Annotated in this window: 21 protein-coding genes and 1 pseudogene; 6 read left to right on the top strand and 16 right to left on the bottom strand. The window is 67.7% G+C overall.

Annotation, left to right across the window (positions count from 1 at the left end):
* Positions 1-77: 77 nt before the first annotated feature.
* The 3 genes and pseudogenes from whiG to ADK57_RS04570 form a co-directional block, all read right to left on the bottom strand.
* Complete coding sequence (gene whiG, locus ADK57_RS04580; protein ID WP_053748026.1) at positions 78-920, bottom strand: RNA polymerase sigma factor WhiG; 843 nt, start codon at positions 918-920, stop codon at positions 78-80.
* A 282-nt stretch (positions 921-1,202) separates the two neighbouring features.
* Positions 1,203-2,363 carry a DNA-processing protein DprA gene (gene dprA, locus ADK57_RS04575; RefSeq protein ID WP_053748025.1) on the bottom strand — a complete coding sequence of 387 codons (1,161 nt, stop codon included), beginning with the start codon at positions 2,361-2,363 and terminating at the stop codon, positions 1,203-1,205.
* A pseudogene (locus ADK57_RS04570) lies at positions 2,360-2,878 on the bottom strand (ATP-binding protein); the annotation flags it as partial. The gene dprA and the pseudogene ADK57_RS04570, both read right to left, overlap by 4 nt.
* 285 nt (positions 2,879-3,163) lie before the next feature.
* Between ADK57_RS04570 and ADK57_RS04565 the strand changes: the two are divergent.
* The 3 genes from ADK57_RS04565 to ADK57_RS04555 all read left to right on the top strand — a co-directional run bounded on the left by ADK57_RS04565 (position 3,164) and on the right by ADK57_RS04555 (position 6,676).
* Positions 3,164-3,517 carry a hypothetical protein gene (locus ADK57_RS04565; RefSeq protein WP_199830477.1) on the top strand — a complete coding sequence of 118 codons (354 nt, stop codon included), beginning with the start codon at positions 3,164-3,166 and terminating at the stop codon, positions 3,515-3,517.
* Between the two features lie 38 nt (positions 3,518-3,555).
* Entirely contained in the window at positions 3,556-6,282 is a 2,727-nt protein-coding gene (locus ADK57_RS04560) for a tetratricopeptide repeat protein (RefSeq protein ID WP_063785923.1), read from the top strand.
* Between the two features lie 163 nt (positions 6,283-6,445).
* Positions 6,446-6,676 (top strand): hypothetical protein, encoded by a 231-nt coding sequence (locus ADK57_RS04555; protein WP_053748023.1) that lies wholly within the window; start codon positions 6,446-6,448, stop codon positions 6,674-6,676.
* A gap of 105 nt (positions 6,677-6,781) precedes the next feature.
* Here the strand turns inward: ADK57_RS04555 and ADK57_RS04550 are convergent, their stop codons facing one another.
* From ADK57_RS04550 to ADK57_RS04535, 4 genes are all read right to left on the bottom strand, one after another.
* Positions 6,782-8,248: a UvrD-helicase domain-containing protein gene (locus ADK57_RS04550; RefSeq protein WP_053748022.1), complete on the bottom strand. Its 1,467-nt coding sequence runs from the start codon at positions 8,246-8,248 to the stop codon at positions 6,782-6,784.
* A gap of 263 nt (positions 8,249-8,511) precedes the next feature.
* Positions 8,512-8,679, bottom strand: coding sequence for a hypothetical protein (locus ADK57_RS50850; protein WP_234389956.1), 168 nt, complete (start codon positions 8,677-8,679; stop codon positions 8,512-8,514).
* 109 nt (positions 8,680-8,788) lie between these two features.
* Positions 8,789-9,580, bottom strand: a complete 792-nt coding sequence (locus ADK57_RS04540; RefSeq protein WP_420711839.1) for a DUF6083 domain-containing protein — start codon at positions 9,578-9,580, stop codon at positions 8,789-8,791.
* Positions 9,581-9,813: 233 nt separating this feature from the next.
* Positions 9,814-10,086 carry a helix-turn-helix transcriptional regulator gene (locus tag ADK57_RS04535; protein ID WP_053748020.1) on the bottom strand — a complete coding sequence of 91 codons (273 nt, stop codon included), beginning with the start codon at positions 10,084-10,086 and terminating at the stop codon, positions 9,814-9,816.
* Positions 10,087-10,704: 618 nt separating this feature from the next.
* Between ADK57_RS04535 and ADK57_RS50845 the strand changes: the two genes are divergently transcribed.
* A complete protein-coding gene (locus ADK57_RS50845; RefSeq protein WP_053748019.1) occupies positions 10,705-11,265 on the top strand; it encodes a hypothetical protein in 561 nt (186 codons plus the stop codon).
* Positions 11,266-11,519: 254 nt separating this feature from the next.
* Here the strand turns inward: ADK57_RS50845 and ADK57_RS04525 are convergent, their stop codons facing one another.
* Together ADK57_RS04525 and ADK57_RS04520 are read right to left on the bottom strand one after the other, a co-directional pair.
* Complete coding sequence (locus ADK57_RS04525) at positions 11,520-12,686, bottom strand: hypothetical protein (RefSeq protein WP_053748018.1); 1,167 nt, start codon at positions 12,684-12,686, stop codon at positions 11,520-11,522.
* A 40-nt stretch (positions 12,687-12,726) separates the two neighbouring features.
* Positions 12,727-13,980 (bottom strand): hypothetical protein, encoded by a 1,254-nt coding sequence (locus tag ADK57_RS04520; protein ID WP_199830475.1) that lies wholly within the window; start codon positions 13,978-13,980, stop codon positions 12,727-12,729.
* Positions 13,981-14,592: 612 nt separating this feature from the next.
* Between ADK57_RS04520 and ADK57_RS04515 the strand changes: the two genes are divergently transcribed.
* On the top strand, positions 14,593-15,555 hold the full coding sequence (locus tag ADK57_RS04515) for a hypothetical protein (protein WP_159050009.1): 963 nt from the start codon (positions 14,593-14,595) through the stop codon (positions 15,553-15,555).
* A gap of 124 nt (positions 15,556-15,679) precedes the next feature.
* Here the strand turns inward: ADK57_RS04515 and ADK57_RS04510 are convergent, their stop codons facing one another.
* From ADK57_RS04510 to ADK57_RS04500, 3 genes are all read right to left on the bottom strand, one after another.
* On the bottom strand, positions 15,680-16,744 hold the full coding sequence (locus ADK57_RS04510) for an RNA methyltransferase (protein WP_234389955.1): 1,065 nt from the start codon (positions 16,742-16,744) through the stop codon (positions 15,680-15,682).
* A gap of 529 nt (positions 16,745-17,273) precedes the next feature.
* Entirely contained in the window at positions 17,274-17,678 is a 405-nt protein-coding gene (locus ADK57_RS04505) for a hypothetical protein (protein WP_053748014.1), read from the bottom strand.
* 515 nt (positions 17,679-18,193) lie between these two features.
* Positions 18,194-20,890 carry a tetratricopeptide repeat protein gene (locus tag ADK57_RS04500; RefSeq protein ID WP_199830474.1) on the bottom strand — a complete coding sequence of 899 codons (2,697 nt, stop codon included), beginning with the start codon at positions 20,888-20,890 and terminating at the stop codon, positions 18,194-18,196.
* 178 nt (positions 20,891-21,068) lie between these two features.
* Between ADK57_RS04500 and ADK57_RS04495 the strand changes: the two genes are divergently transcribed.
* Positions 21,069-21,278 (top strand): hypothetical protein, encoded by a 210-nt coding sequence (locus tag ADK57_RS04495; RefSeq protein WP_053748071.1) that lies wholly within the window; start codon positions 21,069-21,071, stop codon positions 21,276-21,278.
* 163 nt (positions 21,279-21,441) lie between these two features.
* Here ADK57_RS04495 and ADK57_RS04490 read toward each other — a convergent pair whose 3' ends face one another.
* The 4 genes from ADK57_RS04490 to ADK57_RS04470 all read right to left on the bottom strand — a co-directional run bounded on the left by ADK57_RS04490 (position 21,442) and on the right by ADK57_RS04470 (position 25,557).
* A complete protein-coding gene (locus ADK57_RS04490) occupies positions 21,442-22,512 on the bottom strand; it encodes a hypothetical protein (RefSeq protein WP_053748013.1) in 1,071 nt (356 codons plus the stop codon).
* A 598-nt stretch (positions 22,513-23,110) separates the two neighbouring features.
* Positions 23,111-24,010, bottom strand: a complete 900-nt coding sequence (locus ADK57_RS04480; RefSeq protein WP_053748011.1) for a hypothetical protein — start codon at positions 24,008-24,010, stop codon at positions 23,111-23,113.
* A gap of 84 nt (positions 24,011-24,094) precedes the next feature.
* Positions 24,095-25,054, bottom strand: coding sequence for a hypothetical protein (locus ADK57_RS04475; protein WP_053748010.1), 960 nt, complete (start codon positions 25,052-25,054; stop codon positions 24,095-24,097).
* Entirely contained in the window at positions 25,051-25,557 is a 507-nt protein-coding gene (locus ADK57_RS04470; RefSeq protein WP_420711838.1) for a DUF6932 family protein, read from the bottom strand. The genes ADK57_RS04475 and ADK57_RS04470 overlap by 4 nt, the downstream gene beginning before the upstream one ends.
* Between the last annotated feature and the right edge of the window lie 271 nt (positions 25,558-25,828).

Below are 25,828 nucleotides of genomic sequence, written 5' to 3'. Positions count from 1 at the left end.
CGCTCGAATCCTTGGCACGTCAACCACTCTACGGACGGACCACCGCCGACGGGAGTGGCTCCGACCGCCTCGCCGCGTCAGCGACCGAAACTCGCCAGCTTGGCCCGCAACTGGAGCACGGACTTGGTGTGGATCTGGCTCACCCGGCTCTCCGTCACACCCAGCACGTTCCCGATCTCGGCGAGCGTGAGGCCCTCGTAGTAGTAGAGGGTGACCACGGTCTTCTCCCGCTCGGGCAACGTGTTGATCGCCCGCGCCAGGAACCGCCGCAGCTCCCGGTCCTCGGCCACCTCCACCGGATTGTCCGCGGCGGTGTCCTCCAGCGTGTCCATGAGGCTCAACCGGTCACCGCCCTCACCGCCGACGTGCAGCAGCTCCTCCAGGGCCACCACGTTCGCCAGCGACAACTGGCTGAAGACGGCGTGGAGTTCGTCGACCGCGATGCCCATCTCGGTGGCCACCTCCCCCTCGCTCGGTGTCCGCCGCAGCCGCGCCTCCAGGGTGGCGTACGCCCGCTCGACGTTGCGCGCCTTCTGCCGGACGGACCGCGGGATCCAGTCCAGCGCCCGCAGCTCGTCGATCATCGCGCCCCGGATCCGGGTGATCGCGTACGTCTCGAACTTGATCTCCCGGTCGACGTCGAACTTCTCGATCGCGTCGATGAGCCCGAAGACCCCCGACGACACGAAGTCCGCCTGCTCCACATTGGGCGGCAGACCGACGCTCACCCGTCCCGCCACGTACTTCACGAGCGGTGAGTAGTGCAGGATCAGCTGCTCGCGCAGCCGCTCGTCCCCCGTCGCCTTGTACGACCGCCACAGCTCGTCGAGCGTCGAGGGAGCGGGCGGCCGCACGCTGCCACCGTCACGGGCGGCTGGGGGGATCGCCGCCCGGTCGGACCCGGAGGTGTGCTGGGGCATTCGTCGCCTTGTGCCGTTCTGCCGTGAAGTGGGGATGCCTGGGGGAGCTGTCGGACTGATGTCGTTGTGATGCCGAGTCGCCTGTCTGTGGGGGAATCCACGTGAGCGTAGCGTGACTGAAGTGTCGCGGTGCGCGAAGGGCGTGGCTCGGACCATGCGCAGATACGTTCCGCTGGACGCCCCACCGAGTCACACCCGTCGCTCTACGTGATCATCGAATTGCGCCAACTGCGGGAATTCCCAAGGGCGTCAGGGTTCCCCCGGACGGCCGAACACGCTCGGTCAACGCCCGCGTCCACCACCGCCCACGGAGATCATTGCCTGGCGTGTCAACTTCCAGCCGTCGCCGTGTCGTTCGACGTAACCAAGTGATCGGAGCTCGTACAGCCTCGCGATCGCGTCGTCCCTGGTCGTCAGCGCGCCGCGCGCGATCTCGTCCGGTGTCGCCGCGCGACGCCCGGGCAGTGCCGCCAGGACCCGCCGGGCGGCGGCGTCGAGGAGATCACGCGGTAGCACGGGCCCGCGCCGGTCCGGGGCCAGCTCCCCCATGTCGCCGACGAGTTCGACGACTTCCGCGGCGTCCGTGACCAGCATCGCCTCCCCGCGCAGCAGCTCGTGCACACCGGCGGAGAGGCCGCTGGTGGCAGGCCCGGGCACGCCCATGGTGTGGCGGCCCAGACGCTGTGCCGCACGTGCCGTGACCAGCGAACCGCTGCGATGGGCGGCCTCGACGACGACCGTGCCCCGGGTGAGCGCGGCGATCACCCGGTTGCGCAGCACGAATCTGCTCGGCGTCGGGTGATCGCCGGGCGGCAACTCCCCGATCACCAGCCCCTGTTCCGCGATCCTGGTGATCAACTGGGTGTGTCCGCGCGGATAGGGCCGGTCCACTCCGCAGGCGAGTACGGCGACGGTGGCGCCGCCGGCGCCGAGAGCACCGCGGTGGGCGGCGCCGTCGACCCCGTAGGCACCGCCGGACACCACGACCCAGCCGCGTTCGGCGAGGTCTGCGGCGAGAGTGGCCGCCATGTGCGCGCCGTACTCGGTGCAGGCGCGGGCGCCCACGACGGCCACCGACCTCAGCGCCCACATCCGCAGACTGGGCCTTCCGCGCACCCACAGACCCAGGGGGCGTGCGTCCCCCAGGTCGTCGAGCTGTCCCGGCCACTCGGCGTCGCCCGGGCCCACGAACCGCACGCCCGCTTCCCGCGCGACGGCGAGATCCCGCGCGGGCTCGGCCGCCGCGACCCTGGCGAGCAACCCGGCCCACCGCTTGTCACCCACTCCGGGCAACGGGACCCCACCGTCCCGCAACCGCCGGACCACCTCCCCCACCCCGTACTCCCGCACCCACCGCCCGGCGACCTCGTCACCGGGTTCGATGACCCGAGCGAGAAAGACCCGCCCGATCAGTTCGCCGGCCGGATCCTCGCCGACGCTCACGTCAGCGCTCCGATGGCCATCGGGACGCCCCGTGGCACTCCCGTGCGCAGTTGCAGCGCCAGGGCGACGTCCGTCGCGTCGGGACGGTCGTGACCGACGAGGTCGGCGACGGTCCAGGCCACGCGCAGCACACGGTCGATCCCGCGAGCCGTCAGCACGCCCCGCTCCAGGTTCCGCTCCGCGTCGTCCATGGCACCGGATACGGCATGCCAGCGGCTGCGCAGCTCGCGTCCGGGGACCTCGCTGTTCGTACGCCACGGGGTGCCGGCCAACCGGGCCCCCGCTCGTTCCCTGGCCTCCCGGACCCGGTCGGCCACCGTGGCCGTGGACTCGCCTGGGGCACCGCGCTGGGTCAGCTGGGCGCGCGTGACCCGGTCCACCTCGACGCGCAGGTCGACCCGGTCCAGCAGGGGGCCGGACAGCCTGGCCTGGTAGCGCCGGATCGAGGAGGGCGGACACTCGCACAGGTCGTCCGTCCGGGAGAAGCGGCCGCACGGGCAGGGGTTGGCCGCCAGCTTATGGACAGGGTATTGAGCTGTCCGTTGTCCGCATCCTGACAGATCAAGTCCGCTGCATGGTGGCCCTGAAATTGGCGTGAACACGACGAGGAGGCAGCCATGGCGGCAAGCACATGATCTACCCCGCTACTTTGCGACTGGTGTCTGGTCTAGGACTGCGGGGCCGAAAGGGCTGAGGCGCTTTGCGCATTAAGCGGTATTGCTGCGAAATTGGAAGGGAAGGGTAGACCCGTCCCGTCAGCTGATCGGCGGGCATACCCGCAGGCGAGAAGGGAGCCTGGCATGACGCAGGGGTGGAAGATCACGATCATCGTGCTGGCGGCGGCAGGAATCGCGTCCACGCCGCTGATCTGGCTGCTGAGCAGTCCTGATGCGGGACAGATGGCCGGGGCCTCCATCCAAGCCGCCGTCGCCATCGCGGCATTGGTCTGGGCCTTGTTTCAACATCCGGAACGCCGCACGGAGGACACGGCGGAACGCACCGGAGAGGTGGACGCCCGCGACGGAGGTAAGGCCACCTCGGGCATCAGACGTCCCCAGGGGCGCGGCAGCGGTTCAGCCAGGGCGGAGCAGACCGGGAACGCCACGGCCACCGGCCAGGGCAGCGACGCCACCAGCGGCATCGACTACAGCTGACCGGCCCAGCCCTTGCAGCACGAGCAGGAAATGATCGCATGGGCCAGGAAGACAAGCGCCGACACGGCCCCGACGCCGCCGATGCAGCGGTCTCGGTGACCGGCAGCGGGGACGCTACTGCCGCATCCGGGGGTATGGCGGTAACCGGCTACCGGGGCCCGGCTCCCGGACCCGACGATGATCCCCACGCCCCGGTCCACCTGTCCGACACCGGGGACGCGACCAACAGTGGGGGCGGGGTCGTCAACACCGGTTACCTGAACATCGGCACTCTGACCATGCAGCAGCGCCCGCCCTCGGAACCGGCCCTCTGGCCGCACCAGGTCGGACTCATTCCGCCCGTGGCCCGTTCCTTCCAGCACCGCGCTTTGGCAGATCGGCTGCACACAGGGATCAACGGCAGCGGCACCGCAGTGCTGACCGGCATGGGCGGGGTGGGCAAGACGCAGCTCGCCGCCGAATACGCCCGCACCGCATGGGAACGCGCGGCTGAAACCGGCGGCTTGGATGTCCTGGTGTGGGTCACCGCGAGCGCCCGCTCCCTCATCGTGACCGAATACGCCCAGGCTGGCGTCGAGCTGTGGCGGGCTGACCCCAGCGACCCAGAGAAGGCTGCCCGCTCCTTCCTAGCCTGGCTCACCCCCAAGGCCGGAGCCAAGCCGTGCCGGTGGCTGATCGTTCTGGACGACGTCACTGACCCCGCTGACCTGCGCGGTCTGTGGCCGCCCGCCAGTCCCCACGGCCGCACCCTGGTCACTTCCCGCCGCCGGGATGCTGCCCTCGCCGCTCACGGTCGCCACACCGTGGAGGTCGGCCTGTTCACGAAGGACGAAGCCCTCGCCTACCTCACCTCATCCCTGCCCGGCCCCTGTGAATCCACCGACGAGCTGACATCACTGGCCGACGATCTCGGATACCTGCCCCTGGCCCTCGCGCAGGCCGGCGCCTACATCATCGACACCGGCGAGACCGTGGCCACCTACCGCCGCCTGCTGGCCGACCGGGCCAACGCCCTCTCCGAGATGGCCCCCGATGCCCTGCCCGACGACCAGGAACGCCCCCTGGCCGCTGCATGGTCCTTGTCCATAGACCGCGCCGATGCCCTGCGCCCGGCCGGCCTGGCCCGCCCATTGCTCCAGCTGACCTCCCTGCTTGATGCCAACGGCATTCCCAAGGAGGTCTTGACCAGCCAGCCCACACTGGCCTACCTCGCCGCACACCGCACCCGCACCGGCCCGTATCAGGCCCCGGCACCGGGCCAGGTCTCCCCCGAGGACGCCAAGCGAGCCCTGAGCGCCCTTCACCGGCTCAGCCTCATCGACCACAACTCTCCTACCGCGCACCAAGCCGTCCGCGTCCATCAGCTCATCCAGCGCGCCACCCGGGACAACCTCACACGCCACCAACGTGACCAGACCGCCCGCTCCGCCGCCGACGCACTCATGGCCGCCTGGCCTGCAATCGAACGCGATGCCGCCCTCGCCCAGATGCTGCGCGTCAACACGGCCGCCCTTGCCAACAGCACCGAGGGCGCCCTCTACTGGCCCAACGTGCATAAGGTGCTGCATCGCGTCGGCCGTAGCCTCGGCGAGTCCGGCCAGGCGAGCGCCGCCCGCGACCACTTCCAGCACCTCGCACAGACCACCCGCCAAGACCTGGGAGAGGACCACCCCGACACCCTCGCTGCCCGGCATGACTTCGCCTTCTGGCGGGGCCGGGCGGGGGAGGCGGCTGAAGCGGCGACCGCGTCCGCCGAGCTGCTGGAGGACCGGGTGCGGGTGCTGGGCCCCGACCACCCCGACACTCTGGACACCCGGCACAACCTCGCCCGCTGGCGGGGTTGGGCGGGCGATGCAGTCAGCGCTGCGACCGTGCTCGAAGAGCTGCTGGAGGACCGGGTGCGGGTGCTAGGCCCTGACCACCCCGACACCCTGGGCACCCGGCATGACATAAATTTCTGGCGGGCTCAAGCGGGGGAAGCTGCTGGCGCTGCGACCGTGCTCGAAGAACTGCTGGACGACCAGGTGCGGGTGCTCGGTGCGGACCACCCTGACACCCTCATCACTCGGAACAACCTCGCCACGTGGCGGGGGAGGGCGGGGGACGCAGCCGGAGCCGCCGCTGCGCTCGAAGAGCTACTCGAAGACAGGGTGCGGGTGCTCGGTGTGCACCATCCCAGCACCCTCACCACTCGGCACAACCTCGCCACGTGGCGGAGGACGGCGGGGGATGCAGCCGGAGCCGCCGCTGCGCTCGAAGAGCTACTCGAAGATCGGGTGCGGGTGCTAGGCCCCGACCACCCCGACACCCTCATCACCCGGCACGACCTCGCCTACATGCGGGGGGAGGCGGGGGACGCAGCCGGAGCCGCCGCTGGCCTCGAAGAGCTACTCGAAGACCAAATAAGGATGCTGCGCCCCGACCACCCCGACACCCTCATCACCCGGTACAACCTCGCCTACTGGCAGGGGAAGGCGGGGGACGCAGCCGAGGCCGCCGCTGCGTTCGAAGAGTTGCTGGACGACCAGGTGCGGGTGCTCGGTGCGGACCATCCCGACACCCTCAGAACCCGGCACAACCTCGCCTCATGGCGAGGGAAGGCGGGGGACCCAGCCGGAGCCGCCGCCGCGTTCGAAGAGCTGCTGGACGACCGAGTACGGGTTCTCGGTGCGGACCACCCCGACACTCTAGACATCCAGCGCCACATCGCCTACTGGCGAGGGAAGGCGCAGCCGGGGCCGCCGCTGCCGTTCCCGTTCCAGTAGGCCGAGGCTGTCATACATGCCGTGTACGGGCACGCAGAGTCCGCAGCGGGGTCGGCGTGACGCGTGGGCCGGATCCGTCGAGGGGTTATCCACAGGCCTGCGCGCGGTCGGCTTCCGAGCCCTACGGTAAGGATTTCGCTGATCACGAGCACGGGGGTGCACGGTGCCGTACGAGGTCGACCTGGCGGTCCGGGTGGAGGACGCATTGGATGAACTGCCGCAGGAGGGACGCAAGGAGGTGATGGAGACGATTGCCTCCGCTCTCGTGAGGCCGGGTGAGTGGCCGCAGCCCGGCGGGTGGCACGGGGCAGTTGTCTTCGGGCCTCGCTCGTGGGTCTGCTTCACCGCGTTCCTCGGCGGCATCGAGGTGATCGACGTCGGCTGGGCTGGCTGACGTCAGCCAGCACCCCGCAGGCCGACTCGGGTGCGGCCTACGGGGACCGGGCCGCACCCCCGCGGCCTGCCTGCGACACCGGACCCCTGGTCAGGGCTTCTGGAGTCACCCGCCCTTTGTCTGCCGTGCGGGGGTGTTCCGGGCCAGGCCACCGAGGTCGAGTCGGTGGCGAGCGCGAGTGACGGCGACGTAGGCGAGGCGGGCGTCCGAGTCGCTCACCGGCTCTTCCGCCTGGTGGGCCGCGCTCGCGCCGGGATCGATGTCCTTGGGCTGGGGAAAGTCGGTGCCGATCTTGACGGTCGACCATTCGCGGCCTTTGGCCTTGTGGGCGGTGGAGACGGTGACGTCGGCGTGTGCCTCATCGTCAAGTGCGGACACGGCAGCGAGGATGGCGTCGGGACCGTGGGTGTTAACGAGGTCGACGAAGGGCTGCAGGTCACGGCCGGCCGGATCGTGGGCGGCATAGTCCTGCAGGTCGCCCCAGGATGCGAACAGCACGAGTTCGGGGTGATGGGTGCGGCGTCCTCCTTTCAAGTCATGTGCCGCGAAAGCGAGTTGGGCAAGCTGTTGGCCTCCCCGGGTGAGGGCGACGCGGTGTCCCTCGTCGAGCAGGCGCATGACCTCCGTCATCGCGCCGATATTGGTCCGGCAGAGCACGGCGTCGGGGTGGTCGATGTTGCTGACCTCTGCGGGAATGCTGGTGGTTCCTGTTAGGCGGATGGGGGCGTCGGCGAGCGCGAGCCACCGGTTGGCTTCATCAGCGATCTGCGGCCCGAACCGGAACGAGCGTGTGAGGGTCAGCTGCTCGGCCTCGAAGCCGGTCATCACGTCCGTCGCGCCTCTCCATCCGTAGATGGCCTGCGCCGAGTCACCGACCATGACGAGCTGGGCGTGCTCCCGCTGCGCGGTGAACACCTGCTCCAGAACCGGGTTGGTGTCCTGGGCTTCGTCGAGGAAGAGGAAGTCGGCTTCGATCTTCGGTCTCGTCAGCGCCCACATCTTGAGGTAGTGGTCGTGTTCGAAGCGGACGACGCCGTGGTCGGGCCGTTGCAGATCCGCCCAGGCCTTGGCCGCGAAGGGGAGCACGGCATCGACGAACTGCCTGCGCTCGGCGGGCAGGTCGAGGCCTCGCAGGCGCGGCACGTGGTGGTGGGCCAGGGTGCCGTCGGCGGAGTAGCAGAAGCGGGTGACGGTGCGCAGCACGATGTGGGACAGGGTTCTCTGGTTGATTTCGCGGTCTGCGATCCGGACAGGGCGCTGGATTCCGAGGGCCTGACCGGTCCTCCAGGCTGGCTGGCGGGGGCTGTTGAGACGGTTGGCGTAGCGGTGGCCGAGGGCTGCGAAGGCGGTGGCGTGGGCGGTGCGGCACTGCACTGTGGACGGGAAGCGGGCCGCGGCATCGCGCGCGATGTCCTTGTTGAAGGCCAGGTAGCGGCCACGGCGTTTTGTGTCGGCTGCGAGCAGGCACAGCGTGCTGGTCTTTCCGGTTCCGGCTCCGGCCTGTAGCACGAGGTGCCGGCCGGAACGGAACGTGTCGGCCGCGTGGATCTGTTCAGGGGTGGGGGTGTGCAACAAGGGCTCCGTGGGACAAGGGCGCTAGGAGAGGGCACAGTTGGCGGCTGCGGCCGTCGTGGACGTCACAGTGGATTCAGTCGGGCGGACGCGCCCGGAGAAGTCGGTCTGCAGCACAGGTCAGGACTTCCTCCGGTGCGTGGTGGGTGAGCAAACGCTGCAGCTGCGCCTCCAGGCGGCGACGCCGTTGGCGTTGCTCGCGCGAGGTGGGCCGTGATCCGCTCGCCCAGGCCGTCCCGGGGTGGTAGGCCGCCGACGGCCACCTAGCGGATCTGTGCGTCGGCTCGGCGGCTGCGGACGACATTGAGCAGGACGCGGCCCTGACGGTCGAGGTAGTGCGTAGTCAGGCCGTCGATCGGCAGGACCGTATCCAGCCGGCGCCGAGGCCGGTGCAGGGCGTGACCTGGGCTGTTGCCCCTCCGTACCGCCATCAGCCGGATGGAATCGGCGCTCGCGGCGAACGTCAAGCAGTGCCGGGCCTGGTGACGCTCCCGGCTGTAGGCGGGCGAGTCAGGGAGATCTCAACGGCGTACTGATGCGTCACGACCGGGCCTGCCATCTTGCGTGGCTGCCGTGGTCGGGGCGGCGCCCATGCGTGGGCAGACGGGTGCGGATGTGCTCGTGGTGGCGGAACGGGTCGAAGGGCGCCCAGTCGGGGACGGCGAGGTCTCCGGCCGTGGGTGCAGCGGCATGCTGTTCACATCGCTGGGCGCGCCAGCGCAGCTGTTCTTGGTACGGCAGCGCGGAGAGGCTGTAGACGGCCATGACGTCTGACGGCAGGGCCAGCTGGCCGCGGTGCGCAGTCACGGGTACCAGGGTCCACCCGCCTTGCAAAACGCCGGGGCTCAAGATGTCGGCGGTGCAGCGGATTCGGCGCCGCGTCTGGGCGACGCACTGGATCTCGTCGACGGGACGGGAAGCCAGGTAGCGGACGTACAGCAGCTGCACGACGGGCCGGGCCGGACGGCAGGATGCCTCGCCCGGCGGCGGAGCGAGGACTCCGGCGTCGAGCAGACGGCGCGTGCGCAGGGCGAGAGACCGTCGCAGCTCGGACAACTGCGGCGCTGCTGATGGCGCCGGGCGGGCAGGGCACAGCAGGGCATGCGCCAGCCGGCACCAGCTGCTCCCGTCGCCCGCGGGGTGGGCGATGCCGCGGCTGACGTGCCACCGGCAGGTCTCCGGTACCAGGGCTGCGGGCAATTCGAGCGGATGCAGTTGTACCAGGCGGTCGTCGCCGCGCAGGTACCACTCGACTGGGTTGCCGCACGCGCGGCAGTAGGCGGTCTGGCCGCAGCGCAGCAGTCGGCTGGCGCTGTCGGGGGCGATACGCAAGGACCGCCGTTGCGGTCCGCTCGCGCGGCTGCCGTCCCAGCGCCGCGCAGAAGGAGAAGGTGAGGAGCACATGCGGGCGAACCTGCCAGCCGACACGCCGCGCTGGCAGCGCCCGGCCCGGTTGATACCCCGGGCAGAGCAGAGCGGGGCGATAACCGTGCGAATGGCTGCTCATGCATTCGATACCGCGTTGCCGGATCGAGTGAATCGCCTCTGGTGCCGGGTGCCCCGGATCAGCTGTTGGAGCGGTCGCCGGCTCCGGGCAGATCGTGCTTGTGGCAGAGGTTGGCGAAGAGCTCGTCGAACGGCGTGTCCAGGGCGTGCGCGAGGGCGTGCCACGTCTTGAGGGTGCCGATGGTGCGGCCCTGCTCGATCTCGATCACGGTGCGCCTGGCCAGGCCGCTGCGCGCCGCGAGCTCGTCGTAACTCCACCCACGGGCAGCCCGCAGACGCCCCAGCTCCAGCCTGAGCGCGTCGAGGTCGGGATCGGGCGGCAAGATCGTCACCCGACCATCCGACGGTGCAGACACCTGCCCTGTCAGTGCAGACCTCTGCCCTATTTCTCCTGGTGGCCCCCCGACGGGAGGGCAGAGGTCTGCACTACGGTGTCGGCCGCCCCGCCGTACAGCGCGGTGAGGCTTGGCGCGCCGGACCGGAAAGGGGAACAGGCACCCATGAGGCTGCGCACCGTGTGCCCTCAGGCGCCGCGGACCTGGACGGTGGAACTCAGGCGCCAGACCGGCGAGCTCGTCCTCGTCTGCCAGCAGTGCCCCCAAGACGGCCGACAGGTCTCCGCCGCGTCCGCGCGTTCGGCAGCCCTTGCCCACCTCGCCCGTCACGCCCGCGGCGACCTTCGCGCGCCTCATCTGCTCACCTGCCAGTGCCATGAAAGCGGCTGTATTTGGCATCGCCCCCACCGCGGGTGCGCCGGGCCCATCCGCCTGCTCCTGGCCTGCGAACGCGGTGGCCGCATCTGGCGCCTTGCCGACACCTGTGGTGCCTGTGCTGCGGCTACTGCGCAGGCCGCCATCGTGCCCGACACCGTGCTGGCCGCACCGCTCCATCCGCCATCCGCGAGGCCGCGCCGCAGCCGGCGCTCCAGAGGCCCAGGAGAGCGGGTCCGGGTGGGCGAGATCCTCGGCTACCTGGCTGTGGCCCTGCCCCAGGACATTTCCGCCGGGGCGAGGCTTCTCGCCCTGCAATGCGCGTTGCGCATGAACGCATCCATGCAGGTCGAGCTTCCCGCGGGTCTGCTGCGCGGTCTTCGCATCGAGACGATAGAGGCCTGCCGCGAGCTTGAGCAGGCACGTTGGCTGACCACGGCGGACAGTCCCCAGAGGGCCGGAGTCACCGCGCAGCTTCGCGATGCCACCCTGCTGGCACAGTCACCTGCCCGACCCGACCGGCGGCGCGCTGCCGACTGGGCAGTGCGTACCGGATGCCCCGCGCGGATCCGGACGGCAGAGCCCCGACTTCGGCTGTCGGGCCTCTATCTCGCGGCGCACAGCGATCCGTCCTCGGGAGAGGGTCGGAGCGAATGCGACCGGATCATCCGTGACTGCAGCATGCATCATCAAGGGTTCCACGGTGTACTCAGCCACCTGACGACGACCGGCATTCTGGAGGGGTGGCGGATCTGCCCTGGCTCAGGGGACGTGTACTGGACGCTTGCGCCAGAACGATGACGAAAGCCCTGACGGGCCGGCACGAAAGGAGGCCGTGAAAGATCACAGGGCGTGCTCGGGTTGATGGCGCTATTTGAGAACGGCTCTGTCCGCAGTCTCTGAATCCCCATCAGTGGTGATGCCGCTCCTTGAAAGGGGCTCTGCCTACAGTTCCGCGATGTTCATGGCTGAATGAGAAGCAGCGTCACATCCTTCTTACAATAACCGGCACGGCGAACTTTTCGCGCTAAGCTCTGTGCCCTGCCCAGCCAGCCTCACGTTTCTGAAGGATCTGCATCGCCCGAGTGAATCTCGACAGCGATCCCGCCACCAGGCATAGCAGGGCCGGTCATCGCTTTCTCCAACTCGTCGAAACTGGCCCCGCATCCTCGAAGGAAGGCGGAGATCAGGCGCCGCGAGCGCCCAAAAGTTTCCCTCGCCAGACCGAGACGCCCGACTACGGAGTTATCGATATACCTTTGGCGAGTCAGCCTTTCGAAGATAAGAATATCCATTTGTCGAGGAAGGACCCGGGCAACCGGTGCGTCGCTCTTCAGCCTCCAGCAGAGTTCTGCCAGGGAGGCGGAATAGTCCGGAGGCTCGGGCATGAAGGCGCCGATCGCCTCGGTGCGAATCTCGGGAGCAACCTTCGCAGCGGACAGAATCCCGGCAACAAACTTGTCAACCGAGCCTGAGATTTTCCTCATCTGATGCATCGGAACGGCACCCTCTGCAAGGCGTTCCGAAACGAGAGCGTCCCAGTCGCTTCTGTCGAGCGTGACGGCGGCCGAAGAAGCGGCAACCAATTTCAGGGTGAGGATGCTGACGCTTTCTGAGGCCAACCACCTAACGGCACGAGCCTCCTCGTCTTGGAGCCGAGGGGTCCAGTACTTGCTGATTCCCTGAAGGAGATCGATCAGCTGCTTGATCGCCAGAAATGGGTCAAGGAAAAGAACTTCGCCGCGCAGGAACCAGAACGCCCGCTCCAGGTCGGCTACCCTCTTGCATGTTTCTCGAACCTCGCGCTCCAAAGACAGTGCGCTGACGCCATGGGATCCAAGATCCGCCATCTTTCCAACGGCGTTGATTTCCCTGCGCTCGAAATCCTGGACGCTCTGGGCCGAGACATCCAGGCTGCGGCCCAGGTCGCGGATGCGGCCGCTGATGCCTCTGGCCATCGTCAGTTCTGCGGCGTCAGCACCCACGAGTTCACGCAGACCTCGGAGCCAGACCAGCCTGTCCAGCGGTTTCTCTGCGTTTTTCCCAGTACCCGACTTCACTTCGCCAATGTATTTGATAATGGAGAGGTGAGGGCTGAAGTCGAAGGCGAAAAGATCTAGATCTGTGACAAGGACCGGCTCCTGGTAGTAGCGCTGGAGATTGACCCCATACCGAGCATAGAACCCTTCCCAGAACCAGAGCTGGGCAACCCGGGCTTCCAACTGTTCACCGAGTGAAGGTGACTTAGGGGCAGATCCCCCGCTACCGCCCGAACGGGCTCTCGTGCCTGACTGCACGTTGGGCTTCCTTCCTCAGTTCGAGAATTGCCGCTGTCGTAATCTCATCGCTGGCCGCATCATCAGGCATCATAGACCGGTCCTCTTCCGGCGTCACGAACGAGCCCGGAATGTTTTCCATCTTCAGCGAAGAGGTGCCACCGGGAACGCTGCCTACACTTGCCTTGAGCCAGTCGAGGCCGTCGCGAACAATTTCTTCCTTAATGAGCTTCAGGAAAGCTCGCCCATTGGGAAGCTCCTCAACGCGCACGACTCCAGCAGACTCCAAGAGATGATAGTCCGTGCCGATGTTGGTGGCTGGACCGACGGACCCGGCGTTTAGGAGTTTCGAGACGAGGACGACGGGATCGCTGATCCGGCCCAGTCCGCTCTGAGCCTTTTCCTGCCCAAAGAGGATGTGAGCGAGGAACAGCTTGCGCAGGTGCAGTGCTTCTGTCGTCGTCGACTGGTCATCTTCAGTTTGAACCAGCGGGGAGAAGACATAGGTCTGTGAGAGCGGCTGACCCAGAGCGCTTGATTTCACGGTCGCGGCCTGAAGAAGGCCGACCTTGCGCGCGCTTCGGATGATCGCCGGATTGCCGCCCATTACGTCCAGAGTGGAACCAGGGCGAGCTGTTGCCTTCTCACAAATAGCGAGCAGGGCATCCCGTTCATTCGGTGGAAGGGACTGGAGGAAGGAGGCAATCTGGATCTGCCTAGTTCCCCAGACGTTCGGGTTGAAGACGACATCTTCGTTCAGGTCGCTGGAAAATACTCGGCGATTAACTGACGTAGCGAGGGAATAGTCCAGCCCCCGCGCGGCCGAGCTGTCTTTGATCCCTCGCTTGACGATCTGATCAAGGTGCTGAGTCTTGCTGAGCGGTGCCCACGAAGCAATCTCGATACTGTGAAGGAGGGCGAGTTCCTCCTCGGAAGGGCCCAGCATCCCCAAGACTTTGAAAGCTTGCTGGATTACGGTTCCTGAGACTCCGATGAACTCCTCGACATGCACAATGGTGCCGTCGGGGCTCAGTCCATACTCGATGACGTCCGCCTGCTTGAGAACCGGAAGGATCTGTGAGACCAGATCCATGTCGGCAATCCCGGCCTGCCTTGCGAATTGCCGAATAAGGTCGGAGCTGGATACCCGGCCGAATCCATGCAGGCGCGATGCAAAGTCCATGGCCTGACCGGCACGGAGCAATGTTGCGATATCGGCCCGGATGACGTTGTTCGTCACCAACGGAGCCTGCTGAAGAAGGAAAATGACTGCTCTTCCAAGCCGACGCTCAGCGGCGTCGGAACCGTCCTGGCCAGTCCCCGCCATGGCACCTGCCCCTAGATCATCAGTATGACTTGTCATCATAAGCCACCCGAGTGGTTGCACTCGGTTATATCTGGGGTGCCGTCGAGGAGACCAGGGGTGCGGCCGCCTTATCCGCGTGCTGCTTCCCGACACCCCGCTGAACGGCGGCTTCCTCGCCGCGAAGCTGCAGACCTCTACCTGTAGCCGGGCGCCGCGGAGATGCCACGCCCGGCAGGCCCGGACGCGGCATCTCCCTGATGCTCAGGTCAGCATGAGGAGACGGACATGTGGACCAGGTGGAGGAGCTCGCGGACCAGCCCGCTGGCCAACGTGGCGGAAGCGGCGTAGAACGCTGCTTGCCCAAGGCCCTGGACAAGACGGTGGCGGGCGCGTCGCCGCTTCGGGGCGGGGCGGTGCGTACGGTGGGACATGACGGTCTCCGTTCAGGGGATGAGTCGGCTGCCCCCGCACCGCGTGTTCCTGGCAGGGATACGGTGCGGGGCGCAGTTTCTGCTGGCCCCAAGCCTTATGGCTGACGTGCCCTGAATGCAGCTTCCGGGGCTCGAATCTCGATGTAAGTTCGGCGCCATGAACGGGAATCGGGCCACCACGTGGGTCGAGGGAACTTCGGCCGATCTGGTCGCCGACGCGCTCGCGCTGGGCGTGAAAGCCAGTCCCAGGATGGTGACCTCCTGGGTCGAGGACGGCATGCTCGCCAACCCCGAGCCGCGTAAGACCAGCGCGTACGGCAGCGATCCGCGGATCTTCTCGCCCGAGCAACGCGAGTTGTTCACAAGACTTCTCGAGGCTCGAGAGCGCTCCCCGCTGGGGCGCATCCCGCAACGCTCCCTGATCCGCGTCGTGCTGTACCTGTGGCTGATCGACGACACGATCGTGCTCACCCCGCAGGCGCGCCGAGCCTGGCGTACCCATGCGCGCGCCACCGGCCAGACGACCGCCGTCCGCCGAAGCCAGAACGTCCGCGCCATCGTCGAGCAACTTGCCCACCCCTCAGCCACCCTCAAGCAACGGCGCGCCGCCCAGCTCGTCCTCGAGGAGGGCGAGCGGACCGGGCGGATCGACATCGACAGACTGACCGCGGTCCTCACGGAGTTGTACTCGCCCTGGCCAGTCCAGCCGGGCATGCCGAGGATCGAGCGAGCCCTTCCCGGCCCGTTCGGGCCGGTCTCCGTCCAACACCACATCGCCATGTGGAAGGCCCGCCAGCAAACAATCCGCCGCCTCCGGCACGAGGAGATCGACGAAACCGAGCTCGAACGAGTGCGCGCCGTCTACAGACCGATGTGGGCCGACTATCAGGCCCGTCGGCCCGCCATGGCGACGATCGGCGACGGAGAGTTCGCGGCGTACTTCGCAGAGCCCGACACCATGGAGGGCCGCGCGAATGAGGCGGTCGATGCCTTTGTGGGAACACTCGCCGGCGAACTTGGGCTGATCGAAGCCGCGTCCCATGCCGCAGAGACGGCACGCCTCAGACTGGCGCGCTGACCGGGCCCGAGGCTGATCCACCGCATCCTCTCCGAGGAAGCCGACGGCATCGAATGATGCTGGATGCCCATCGGGCTTCGAGATCAACTCATTACCCCTTTGATCCGTATCTGGGTCACACGCTTCACGGGTTCATCCGATCGCGCCGGTCGTAGCGATCAGCCTCCGGGTCGGATGCGTCCTCGCCAGCGGGGAGCGGGAGGGGGGGTTGCCCTGTCGGCTGCCGTGGAGGCGGTACGGCAGCTGGACCGCCATTCAGCACCTCAATGCGCTGTCCGGGGCCTGCGTGCGCGGCGATGCGCCGCCGCTCCCTCTCGGAGGCAACGAACACCACCAGTGCCGCGAGGCGGTCCCGGATGGCAGCGACCCGACTGGCGACGGGGCAGATGACGCCGTACGGGATCATCCCCACGTACACCGGCACGCCCATGGCGAACTCGGCAGCGCCACCGTCTTCTACGAAGGGCTGGACGCCGGTTTCCCGACGGATGAACTCAAAGGCCAGCTTCTCCAGGGCGGTCTGCCGTTCGCGCAGCGCGTGGATGGCCGCCGCATGATCACCTTGCGCCGCAGCCCTCTCTCTGGCCTCCCGGCGCCAGTGCTCCCGCCGGACCCGCTCCTCGTCCGCGAGGCGGCGCTTCTCCTCCTGTTCCAGACGCTTCCGGCGTTCCTCCTTCTCCAGATGGGCGGCTTCTTGCTGGGCGTACTGCGGGGGCGTCCAGACCGAAAGCCGAGCCTGAAGGGGGCTGCGTACGGGGCCCCGCCGCCGGTGCAGCACTACCCGGCCGGTGAACACCCACCGCAGGAACTCTGCGAGCGGCACCTGCGGGCCCTCTTCCCACTGCCCACCGGAGAACTTAGCCAGGCCCTCCACCACGACCAGGCCGCCACCGTCGACGGCCTTCACCCGCACCGAGGGCACCTGTCCGAACCACGGCGGTCGGTACCGGTCGCTGAACCACACCGAGGACACGCCATCTGCCTGCATCCGCTCCGTACGGGTCCCGATGTCGTCCGCCGTGATGGGCGAGAGCTGTGCTTCCAGGGCCATTCGCCAAGCTCCGGCCGGATCGCTCGCCAGCACATCGGCCCGCCATGCGCCCTCCGGACCACGGACCTCTAACTCCGCATACACTCCGGCTTCTCGGGCGGCGGCTGCCAGCTCTAGCTTCAGCAGGTGGTGCGCCAACGTCTCCCCGGCGAGCGCGCATTCCGGGGCTCCTGGGGCGTGGGCGAAGAACCGCAGGCCGCTGGGGGACCGCTTGGCGTGCATCGGGTGCCGGCACTCGTCGCAGGTGATCGGTGCGAGCGGCCGGACTCTCCATACCGCCTCCCACGACCGCCCGCACCCGAGATCGGGTAAGTGCGCGAAGACCGTCCCCCACTGCGCGTGCACGGCCCGGAACGCCATCGGCCCCCCTGCTACATCGATGAGAAGGCCAGTGTGGCGGGCGCCACTGACAATGCATTAGAGCGCGATCCAGTTGTACGGGATCACCAGCGCAGCCGGGCGCGGTGTCCGCCATCTCCTCCAGTCACTCAGGCCGCGTCCGCGTGTCAGCGACGTCATCATGCGGGCTGCCGTTACCTGCCTTCCCCGAAGCCCGGGGAGATCCTTCCTCCTTGCAAACTACGAGAGCTCGGCCGAGTCTGTCTGAGAACGCCACATGGGCCCCGCACGGCGCGTGCGGGGCCCATGTGTGAAGCGGAGTCGGGTGCTACTTGATCGGGTGCTCGTCGAGCCAGTCGGCCAGATCGTGAGCAGAGCCGAAGACCGCCGGCCGGTTGGACGTCATCTCGTTAACGCCCAGGTCTTCGCCGGGCTCGAGGCCTTTCTCCATCTTGTCGATCAGAGCGTAGGCGTCGGTCCAGAACTCGGGGCCCACACTCTTCTCGCCGTTCATGGCCTTCCGCAGGACCCGGGCGGAGGCCACGATGTGCTTCATCTTGTCCCAGCACGTCCCAGCCTCCTTCGTGCACTCGTCGTCCAGGTAAGCGTTCGCGGCCTCGTCCTGGAAAGCCGCAGCCGCCTTACTGAAGCTGGGCGCCACGGCGGCAGGCTTGCTGTCGGCGGTCGAGGCTTTCGTGTCGCCGCCGCAGCCGCTCGTTGTCGCCATGGTCACCGTCAGGAGCGCTCCGACGGTTGCTGTCCCCCACCTGTATCTCCCCATGACGGGGGATCATCGCACGAACTTCTGACAGCACGTCGCCGGGCTTGAACCGAACTGGGCAGCCATGTCTGCCGCATCGGGCGGAAGTCACGCATTGCCGGGAGCTGATCATCAGCGCCGCGGATCTCTTTCCCGACGCCGGGTACGGTCACTCGACCGCTCTGCCCCATGCCTCATTCCCGCCCGCGCCAGTGGGCGAGGTTGTGCCGGGTAAGCAGGGCAGTTCGCCGTGGAAGGGGTGCGCTTCCAGGTTGCCGCTCTGGAAGCTACGAACTGGACTGTGGAGCCGACCACGATCTACGCAGACGAGCTGCGCGAGCGCCACCAGGGAGAGAACCGGTGCAGGTCGATGTACGCCGTCCACTCCGAGACGTGCCAGTACTGCACGCGGTGACACGGCCACTCCGACGAGCCAGAACGACCGGACACTGCTTGTGTCCAAGGTCGGCACCGTCCTTTGCTCGACTTCAGCTGGGTCTCAGTCCTTCCTGGCCGCAGCACATGGATCGCTGCCATGCAGGCGTGGGCGTGCCGTCCGGGTCCAAGCCGTACGGCCACAGTCTGCTGAACACCCCCCGGTGCACGGGCAGATGGTGCTGGGTACCGGTGCCGTGGTCGGCGGCCTTCTGGGCCAGGGCCACGGCAGCCTGGTGGTCCCCCGATGCGTCCCGCTTCTCGGCCAGGTCGATCAGGGCCTGGATGTTGCCGAGCTGAGCGGCCTGCCAGGCCAGTTCCTCGGCGGCCTTCCGGTGCCCCGCCGCCGCCCGGATCATGGCCAGGCGGGCCAGATCGTGGGCGTTGCCGGCGGCCTGCCGGGCCAGGGCATCGGCACCTGCCCGGTTCCCGATCCTCTCCCTCATTCCGGCCAGACGGACCAGGGCGTCGGAGTCGCCGTGGTCCGCCGCCCTCTGGAGAAGATCGTCGGTGCCCTTAGCGTCCCCTGCCGCCTCCCGCAGGTCGGCCAGGCGGGTCAGGGCCATGGTGTTGCCGTACCTGGCCGCCCGCTGGAGAAGAGCCTCGGCGGACTCCGGCTCCCCGACCCTCTCCCTCATTCTAGCTAGGCTGACCAGAGCGACGGCGGCGCCGTGCTCGGCGGCCTGCCCGGCCAGGGCTTCGGCTGCCTTCCGGTCCCCCGCCGCCTCCCGCATCATGGCCAGCTTGATCAGAGCCATGGCGCTGCCCTGATCGACGGCCTGTCCGGCCAGGGCTTCGGCTGCCTTCCGGTCCCCGGCCGCCTCCCGCATCATGGCCAACCGGGTCATGGCCATGGCGCTGCCGTGCTTGACTGCTTGCCGGTGAAGGGCCTCGGCGGCTTCGCGTTCGCCGGCCTTCTCCCGCTCCACGGCCATGCTGACCAGCGCGTCGGTGCTGCCGTGCTCGGCAGCCTGGCGGGCCAGGGCCTCGGAGGCCTTCCGGTCCCCTGCGGCCTCCCGCATCATGGCCAGGCGTCTCAGGGCGGTGATGCTGCCGTGCTGGGCCGCCCGCTGGTAAAGGGCCTCGGCCCTCTCTCGGTCCCCGGCCTCGTCCAGCATCCCGGCCAGGTGCTCCAGGGCGTCCGTGTCCCGGCGGTCGGCGGCCTGCTCGGACAGGGTATCGACGGCTTCCCGGTCCCCGGCCTCCTGCCGCATCCCGGCCAGGCGGACCAGGGCATCGGTGCTGCCGCGATCGGCAGCGTGTTGGAGGAGTGCCGCGGCGCCCTCCCGGTCCCCGGTCCTCTTTCGCAGCAGGGCCAGTCGGACCAGGGCAGCGGTGCTGCCATGGTCGACGGCGCGGTGGTCGAGGTGGTGGGCGACTTGCAGGCGGATCCGGGCTTCGGCTGCCGTAGCCAGGTTGTACAGGTCATCGGGGTGAGTGAGGAAGCTTTGCGCGGCGTGCCAGAAGGAGGCGGGCGGGCAGCAGTGGTTGCGTGTGGTGCGGCCGTGCTGTTCCAGGTAGTCGGCGAGCCGGAACACCGTTGCCGCGGGAGGCTGTACCGGTGCGGGCATGGTGCTGGAGAGGGTGGGCGGGCGGCGCGGGGGCCGGGGGATTGTGCAGCGCAGCGGGGCTTGTTTGCCGTGGACCTGTTCGGCGAGCTCGGCGTAGGCCCGTTGCGCCCAGTCGTCGGTGAGGTCGTCGTAGTCCGCCTGGCTGAGGTAATCGGGGGCGGCGGAGGTGAGGAAGGCCTGGGGAAGGTGGAGACCGACGCCGAGGCGGCGTGCGTCCATCGCCGCCTGAAGTAGTGCTCTGGCTGCGGGGCTGGCGTTCTCGTAGCGGCGCAGGAGTTCGGGGGCGCCGGCCAGGTCCTGGGTGACGCGCCCGTCGGCGCGGGTACGGGTCAGCGCGTCGCCCAGCAGCGCATCGCCGCCGCTGGCACGGGCGGCCGCGCCGGCCAGCGCCTCGGCATCGAACTCGTCAGGGACCTTCACGGTGCAGCCAGAGAGCAGTTCCCGGACCCGGCTGTGCCGGTCTACCTCGCCCGGCCTGGGCAGGGCCGTGTACTGCTTGAGGTAGTCGGACCAAAGCGTGCCCAGCACGAGAACGGGCCCGCGCTCCGGGCTGACCAGCAGATCGTGCACGTCCGCCGCGATCCGCTCACCAACTGTCCGGTCGCCCAGGTAGTGCTGGGCCTCGTTCAGCCACACCACTGTGCGCGGCCCGACCCGGTGTAGCGTCTCCAGCGCGGCCTCGGCCCGGGTCGGGGCAAAGGGATGCCACAACCGCCACCCCTCGGCCGCCAGCGGCTGGACGGCTTCCCAACACGCCCGTGTCTTCCCCGTCGACGAGGTTCCCACCAGCACCACGATCCGGCTGAAGCCGCCCGCGGCAACACGCACCGCATCGGCCAGCACCTCGTCATGCGGCCGGGGCACGTATCCGGGCAGCACCCGCCGTCCGAGCGGCCCGGAGCCGGGTCCGGCCGGGTGAACCTCCAGGGCATGGGGCTCCCAGTCACCGATCGGCCTGCCCAGGGCCGACCCACCCGCTTCGGCCGCGTCCAACTTCCCGGCCGCGACCCGCCGCAAGTCCAGCAGCTTCTGCACCGGGAGCTTCAGTACGCGGGCCAGCTCCACCACCGTCTGCGACGACGGCACAGGCATTTGGGGCGAGAACGCACCCGACACGACGGTACGCCCCAGCCCGGTGCGCTGGATGAGCTGTTTCTTGTTCAGCCCGGCCTGAGCCAAGCCGTCATCCAGTGTCCTGCGTAGTTCGCGCATAGCCGAGTCCGGAGTGTGACCGTTCTCTTCGTCGTGCACGTGCTCGCCCCCTGGGGCCGTGGTGTGTTCGCCGGTGTTCATCTTCGTCCGGGCGAACCACGGTGCACACCGTTTCCGCGACCTTCGACCACGTCAACACCCCACCATGTACAGGGAGTCCGTCGTGGCCGTCGTCCTGCTGACCACTGCACTCGTCATCGTCGTCGCGTTGCTCGCTGCGGCGGGCGCGGGCAAGCTCGCCCGCATGGACGGCGCCACCTACCCCGCCGCCCTCACTCGCGCCGCCATCACCTTCGCCGCGGTCCTCACCCTCGCCGCCTCCGTGACCGCAGCACTCGCTGCCCTGCTCACGTAGTCACAGGTACTCGCGTCTGGCCTGAATAGTGCAGGAGCCCCTCAATGCGGCGCGTCCCCGAAGGAGGCTCGGAGGTTGTTGAGGCGGACGATGCCGAGCACGGCGTGCTGAACGCCCTTTTGGAGACCTTCTTCGAACGGGTGCCCGGCCGTATACGCGCGGATCACATACGCGTCACGCGGGAGCTATCGATCGGCTCGTAAGAGCGGATTTCTCCTTCGGAGACTTCGATGATGAGCGAACTGATCACGCGTACGTCGTCTACGGGGTGCCAGCCCATCTCGACGCCGCCATCCACTGTGAGTTCATAGGTAGAGACGTTTAGGTCGGCACGGAACGCAACGGTCGCCTCCAGCGTGGCGTTTCGAGGGTCATCGCCGGCTTCCTCGCCCGTCGTCGCGTACTCAATGCGGATGTCCGACACATCGAGCACCTCATACACCTGGCGCAGGGTGACGTCATCCAGTTCGGGCTGGTGTTGGTGGCTGCCGGCCAGCAGGAGCGCCTCATCGGCCTCGAAGCCGCCGAGGTCCAAGTCCGGTTCGGCCCAGTCGTGATGAGTCCCCTTTGAGTCGCCCACCAGCGAGGAGAAGTAGTGGGTGATCCTGCGCTCCAGTACCTGCGGGCTCTTCACCAGCCTGAACAGCGCCTGGTTGAAGTCCTTCCAGTTCATCATCTGGGGAGGAGCCACTCCGAGAGCCTTGCAGGCGACCTGTACATCGCCGTCTTGGCTGAGCAGGGCGACACCGTCGAACGAGCCACCAGCCTTTACTAGGACGTCCCGCAGCCAGGCGGAGTCGGAACCCCCGGTCTTGACTCCCTGCTTTTTCCGGCCGGGCCCAGTCTGCATGATCTGGTCCCTCAGTCCAGCGCGTGCCGCGTCTCCGCTTAGCTCCACGATCGTGACGTCCGGCACGGCTTCCAGCTCCCTGAGAAAGTCCTCGGCGACACTCTGGCCGTCCGAAGGGAGTACTGGGGGCTGCACCTTGATGCCTGCCGCAGACATCGTCTTCACTGCGGACTTCGCTGCGACGCGGAATGTCTCGACCTCGCGGACGAGGTGCTCCGCCCACTCCAGGGCCACGAGCTCCGGAACCCATGTCTCGACTCCTGCGTCTGCTGCCAGGGCCGCGATCCGCCGCACCTTCCCTAGATGAGGGAGTCCGTTGCCGAGCGCGTTAGCGTCGAAGATGATCGCGCGGAGAAGATCCGGCAGAGCGGGTGAAGTGTCCATGCGCACATCCTGACAAGGCGAAGGCTTGCTCAGCAGGGGTTTTGAGAATCGCCCCGAGCGGCACCCACTAATGAGCTGTCCCGTAACCCCATGCGGCTGAGGGTCATGCTCCGTCAGGGCTGGCGCCGATGGCACCGACCGCGCGAAGCGAACGCCCGAGGTCTCCGGACATCGCTGGACCTACGTGCCTAACGTGCCAGAAGCCTGGTTAACGCCCTGACATGGGAGATTAGGTTGACAACCCTAGATAACGACGACTCTCAGGGGGTACGGCTGACTGACGCTCAGACGCATCTCTCCAGGGCGTGACCAGCACAGCGGAATGAGAACGGTGCTGGTTGGGGGGCCCGCCAGATGGCGAACCCCCCAACCGCTCTTTCACCTACTGGGTCGGCGTGCTGCCCGGCTCGCTGCAGCCAGGATCAGCCTCAGCTGCCGACTGGTCGTCCCCGGCATCGTCGCGAGCGTCGGTCCGCCGCTGCCGCCCCTCAATGATCTGGAGCGCGAGCGACCCAACGCTTGCGAGTGCAGAGATGGCGTTCAAAATGTCGTCGAGATTCAACTTCGGTCCTCAGGGTCGAGCAGGACCGTTCCGCCGCTACGCGGTCAGGCGCCCTCCACGCCCTCCGGCATGATGCAGCCGGCGGCGGCCCTGCACAGTGACTGCGCGAGGGACCGCAGGACCTGGTGCTCGCGGGACACGAGGTTCCGAGCGCAACAGCTCTCCTGGTGAACGGCGTGGCCGGAGCTGCACGTCCAGTTCCGCGACATGCAACGCCCGGAAATCTGCTGCAGCCTCAATCCAGGCCACGAGCGCTTCCAGGAGTACGTTCCACGCCGTTGGCTCGACACCGAGCAAGGCGAGAGCACGCAGGCGATCAAGTGCCCGTGCTGCCTCGCCCAGAGAGCTTTCACCGGAGTCGGCCCGGCTGACCAGGTCGCTGGGCGTCATCGAGTGGAGGTCGTCGAGGGAGATCTCGTCCAGTGCGCCCACGACCCACAGCGGGATGCGGGCAGACTTCAAGGCACGCGCGATGCGGTGGTGGCTTTCCCCCCAAGCCTTCTGGCGAGCTCGGAGTTCACCCATGACATCCGCGAGCCGCCAGAGTTGGACCACCCACTCCATCGGCATACCGAGCGCCATAGCCCGAACCGTGACCGCTTCCTCGGCTCTACCCTCTTCAGCCAGTCTCTCTTCGGCCACAACCAGGTGGTCAGCGTGAGTGCGGCACATCTCGGCGAACCTGGTGCCCTGGACGCACCTCGCCATGGACCGCAGCAGCCGTGCCTGTTTCTGAGCAGGCCGATGGACTACCGGGTGCTTGCTGAAGCTGTCAAAACCATCCCTGAAGTGGCCGTGCATGGCGGTGCACCTTGCCCGCCAGACGTTGTCGGCCACACCCTCCGGCACGGCGGCCATCAGCCGACTGGCCTCGGTCACCGAAAAGGACAGCGCGAGACCAGCTCTCAGCGCGAGATTGCCCCCGATTAGCTCCACGCTGACACTCTATCGGCTGAGGCGACACACCCCTTGTTCAGTCACCGGAGGCCGCGCCGCCCTCAGCAGGGAGGCCCGCCGCGCCTACGTGTCTTCGTCCAGTTCACTGTCGGGCGGAAGCTGGGACAGCTGGCCGGCCACCTCGATGAGCCGGTAACGCCGTTGGCTTCGCTTGCCCGCGGCGTTACGCAGGACGAAGCTCTCCAGCGCAACCTCAACCTCTTGGTCCAAGTGTTCCTTCACCACACCGACTAGGGACTCGTCGACGAACCCGTGGATCTCGGCACCGGCCGGAGTCTCGAAGTAGAAAATCTGCCGTCGAGTTCGCAGGCCGTCGAGACGTCCCTGCATCCGGATGATTTCCCGCTCCTCGCGGATGATCTGAAGACGATCTCGGAGCGACTCAGCCTGGAGTGCGGACAGACTGGAAACGATGCGTTCGCCTGTGCCTCGCTGCACCGCCAGGCTGATGTCGAGGTGCGGATTCGGCAGTTTGAAGATCAGGTCGGACACGGCCCGGCGCACCACTGGCGAGGCGCTGAACAGCGAGTCCAGCGATTCTTCGTCTTCTGGTCCTTCGGGCAGGGCACGGACCAGTTCCACCGCTCCGATCTCGGCCCACGAGACGCCCGCCGGGGCCAGCCGGTCTCGGTCCTCGTCGGCCGCCGGAACGTGAGGCTGCAGGTCGACGATGATCGAGCCGGCAGTGGAGGCGGCGACGTCGAGCCGGGCGACTTCGAAGTCCAGCGGCAGCAGCTTGACGACGTCTGCAAGGCGGGCACGCCGGGCTTTGGCGAGCCGCGCCACAGCCTTCTGCACGCGCTGGAGGAAGTCGCCTACCTCGCTGGCGGCGATGAGACCGCCACTGTCGGGATTAGCCAGCCGGAAGTTGAGGCCAGGACCGGCCGCGCTCTCCAGCAGGCCAAGGCCGCTGAACTTCTCAGCCGAGGCCTGCAGGCCAGCCCGGGCGAGCCGGGACAGCGGATCACCGCCCTCGGTCGTCCGAAGGGCCCGGACATACGTGTCGCGAAGATCGTTACTCACCAGCTCACCTCCAGATATCCCTTGATCGCCCCGGGGATCAGTTGCCCGTCAGACCCTTTCACCTTGGACCAGGTCGCATCCCAATGCTCCTCCTGCTCCGGAACACCGGCGACCACGGGGAAGCTGTCGATCAGTCCTCCCATGGGCTGGACACGGTTGGCCCAGCCTTGTGGTTGCCCAATCTGCACGCCCTGAAGTGTGAACAGAGGGATGAGCCGTTCATGATCCTTGTCTGTCAGCGGCAGCGTCGGGTCGATGAGGACGGCAAGATCCATATCGGCTGGCGGCGCCGCCTTATGAGAGCAGAAGCCACCATCCACCCAGAAGGTTCCCCGCTCAAGGACATCGCCGATCATGTCGGCGTACAGCTCGAAGGCGCGGAAGATGCGCCTTCGATGATCAGCATGCGGAGCCCGCTCCACAAAGATCTCTTCGATCTCGACCATCGTCGCAGCGTGACGACCAGGCGGCAAAAGGCCACTTTCCGTGAGTGCTGGAATCACATTCCCCCCTCGCGTCGGCCCCCACCGACTCGTTTCCCAAGCTCAAGGAGCCACCATAGCCACACCGCCTTACACCCGAAATAGGAACTTCACTCTCAGAGGGGACACGTGAAGCTAAATTCCCAGCGGCATCCTTGTTCCAGACCTGCCGCACGCTGACGCCCAGAGGCTCCCCGAGGGCGGATACTTCGCCTTCGAGGGTGGTCAGAGCGGGCTCTGCGAGCTGATCAGGAGCTTGTGGGCTCTTCCCACTACCTTCGCCTGGCAGCAA

Origin of the sequence: Streptomyces sp. MMG1533, assembly GCF_001279775.1 — a bacterium.
Lineage (GTDB): Bacteria > Actinomycetota > Actinomycetes > Streptomycetales > Streptomycetaceae > Streptomyces.
Note: the sequence above shows the minus strand (reverse complement) of the source record. Positions and strands in the feature narration are given on the sequence as shown.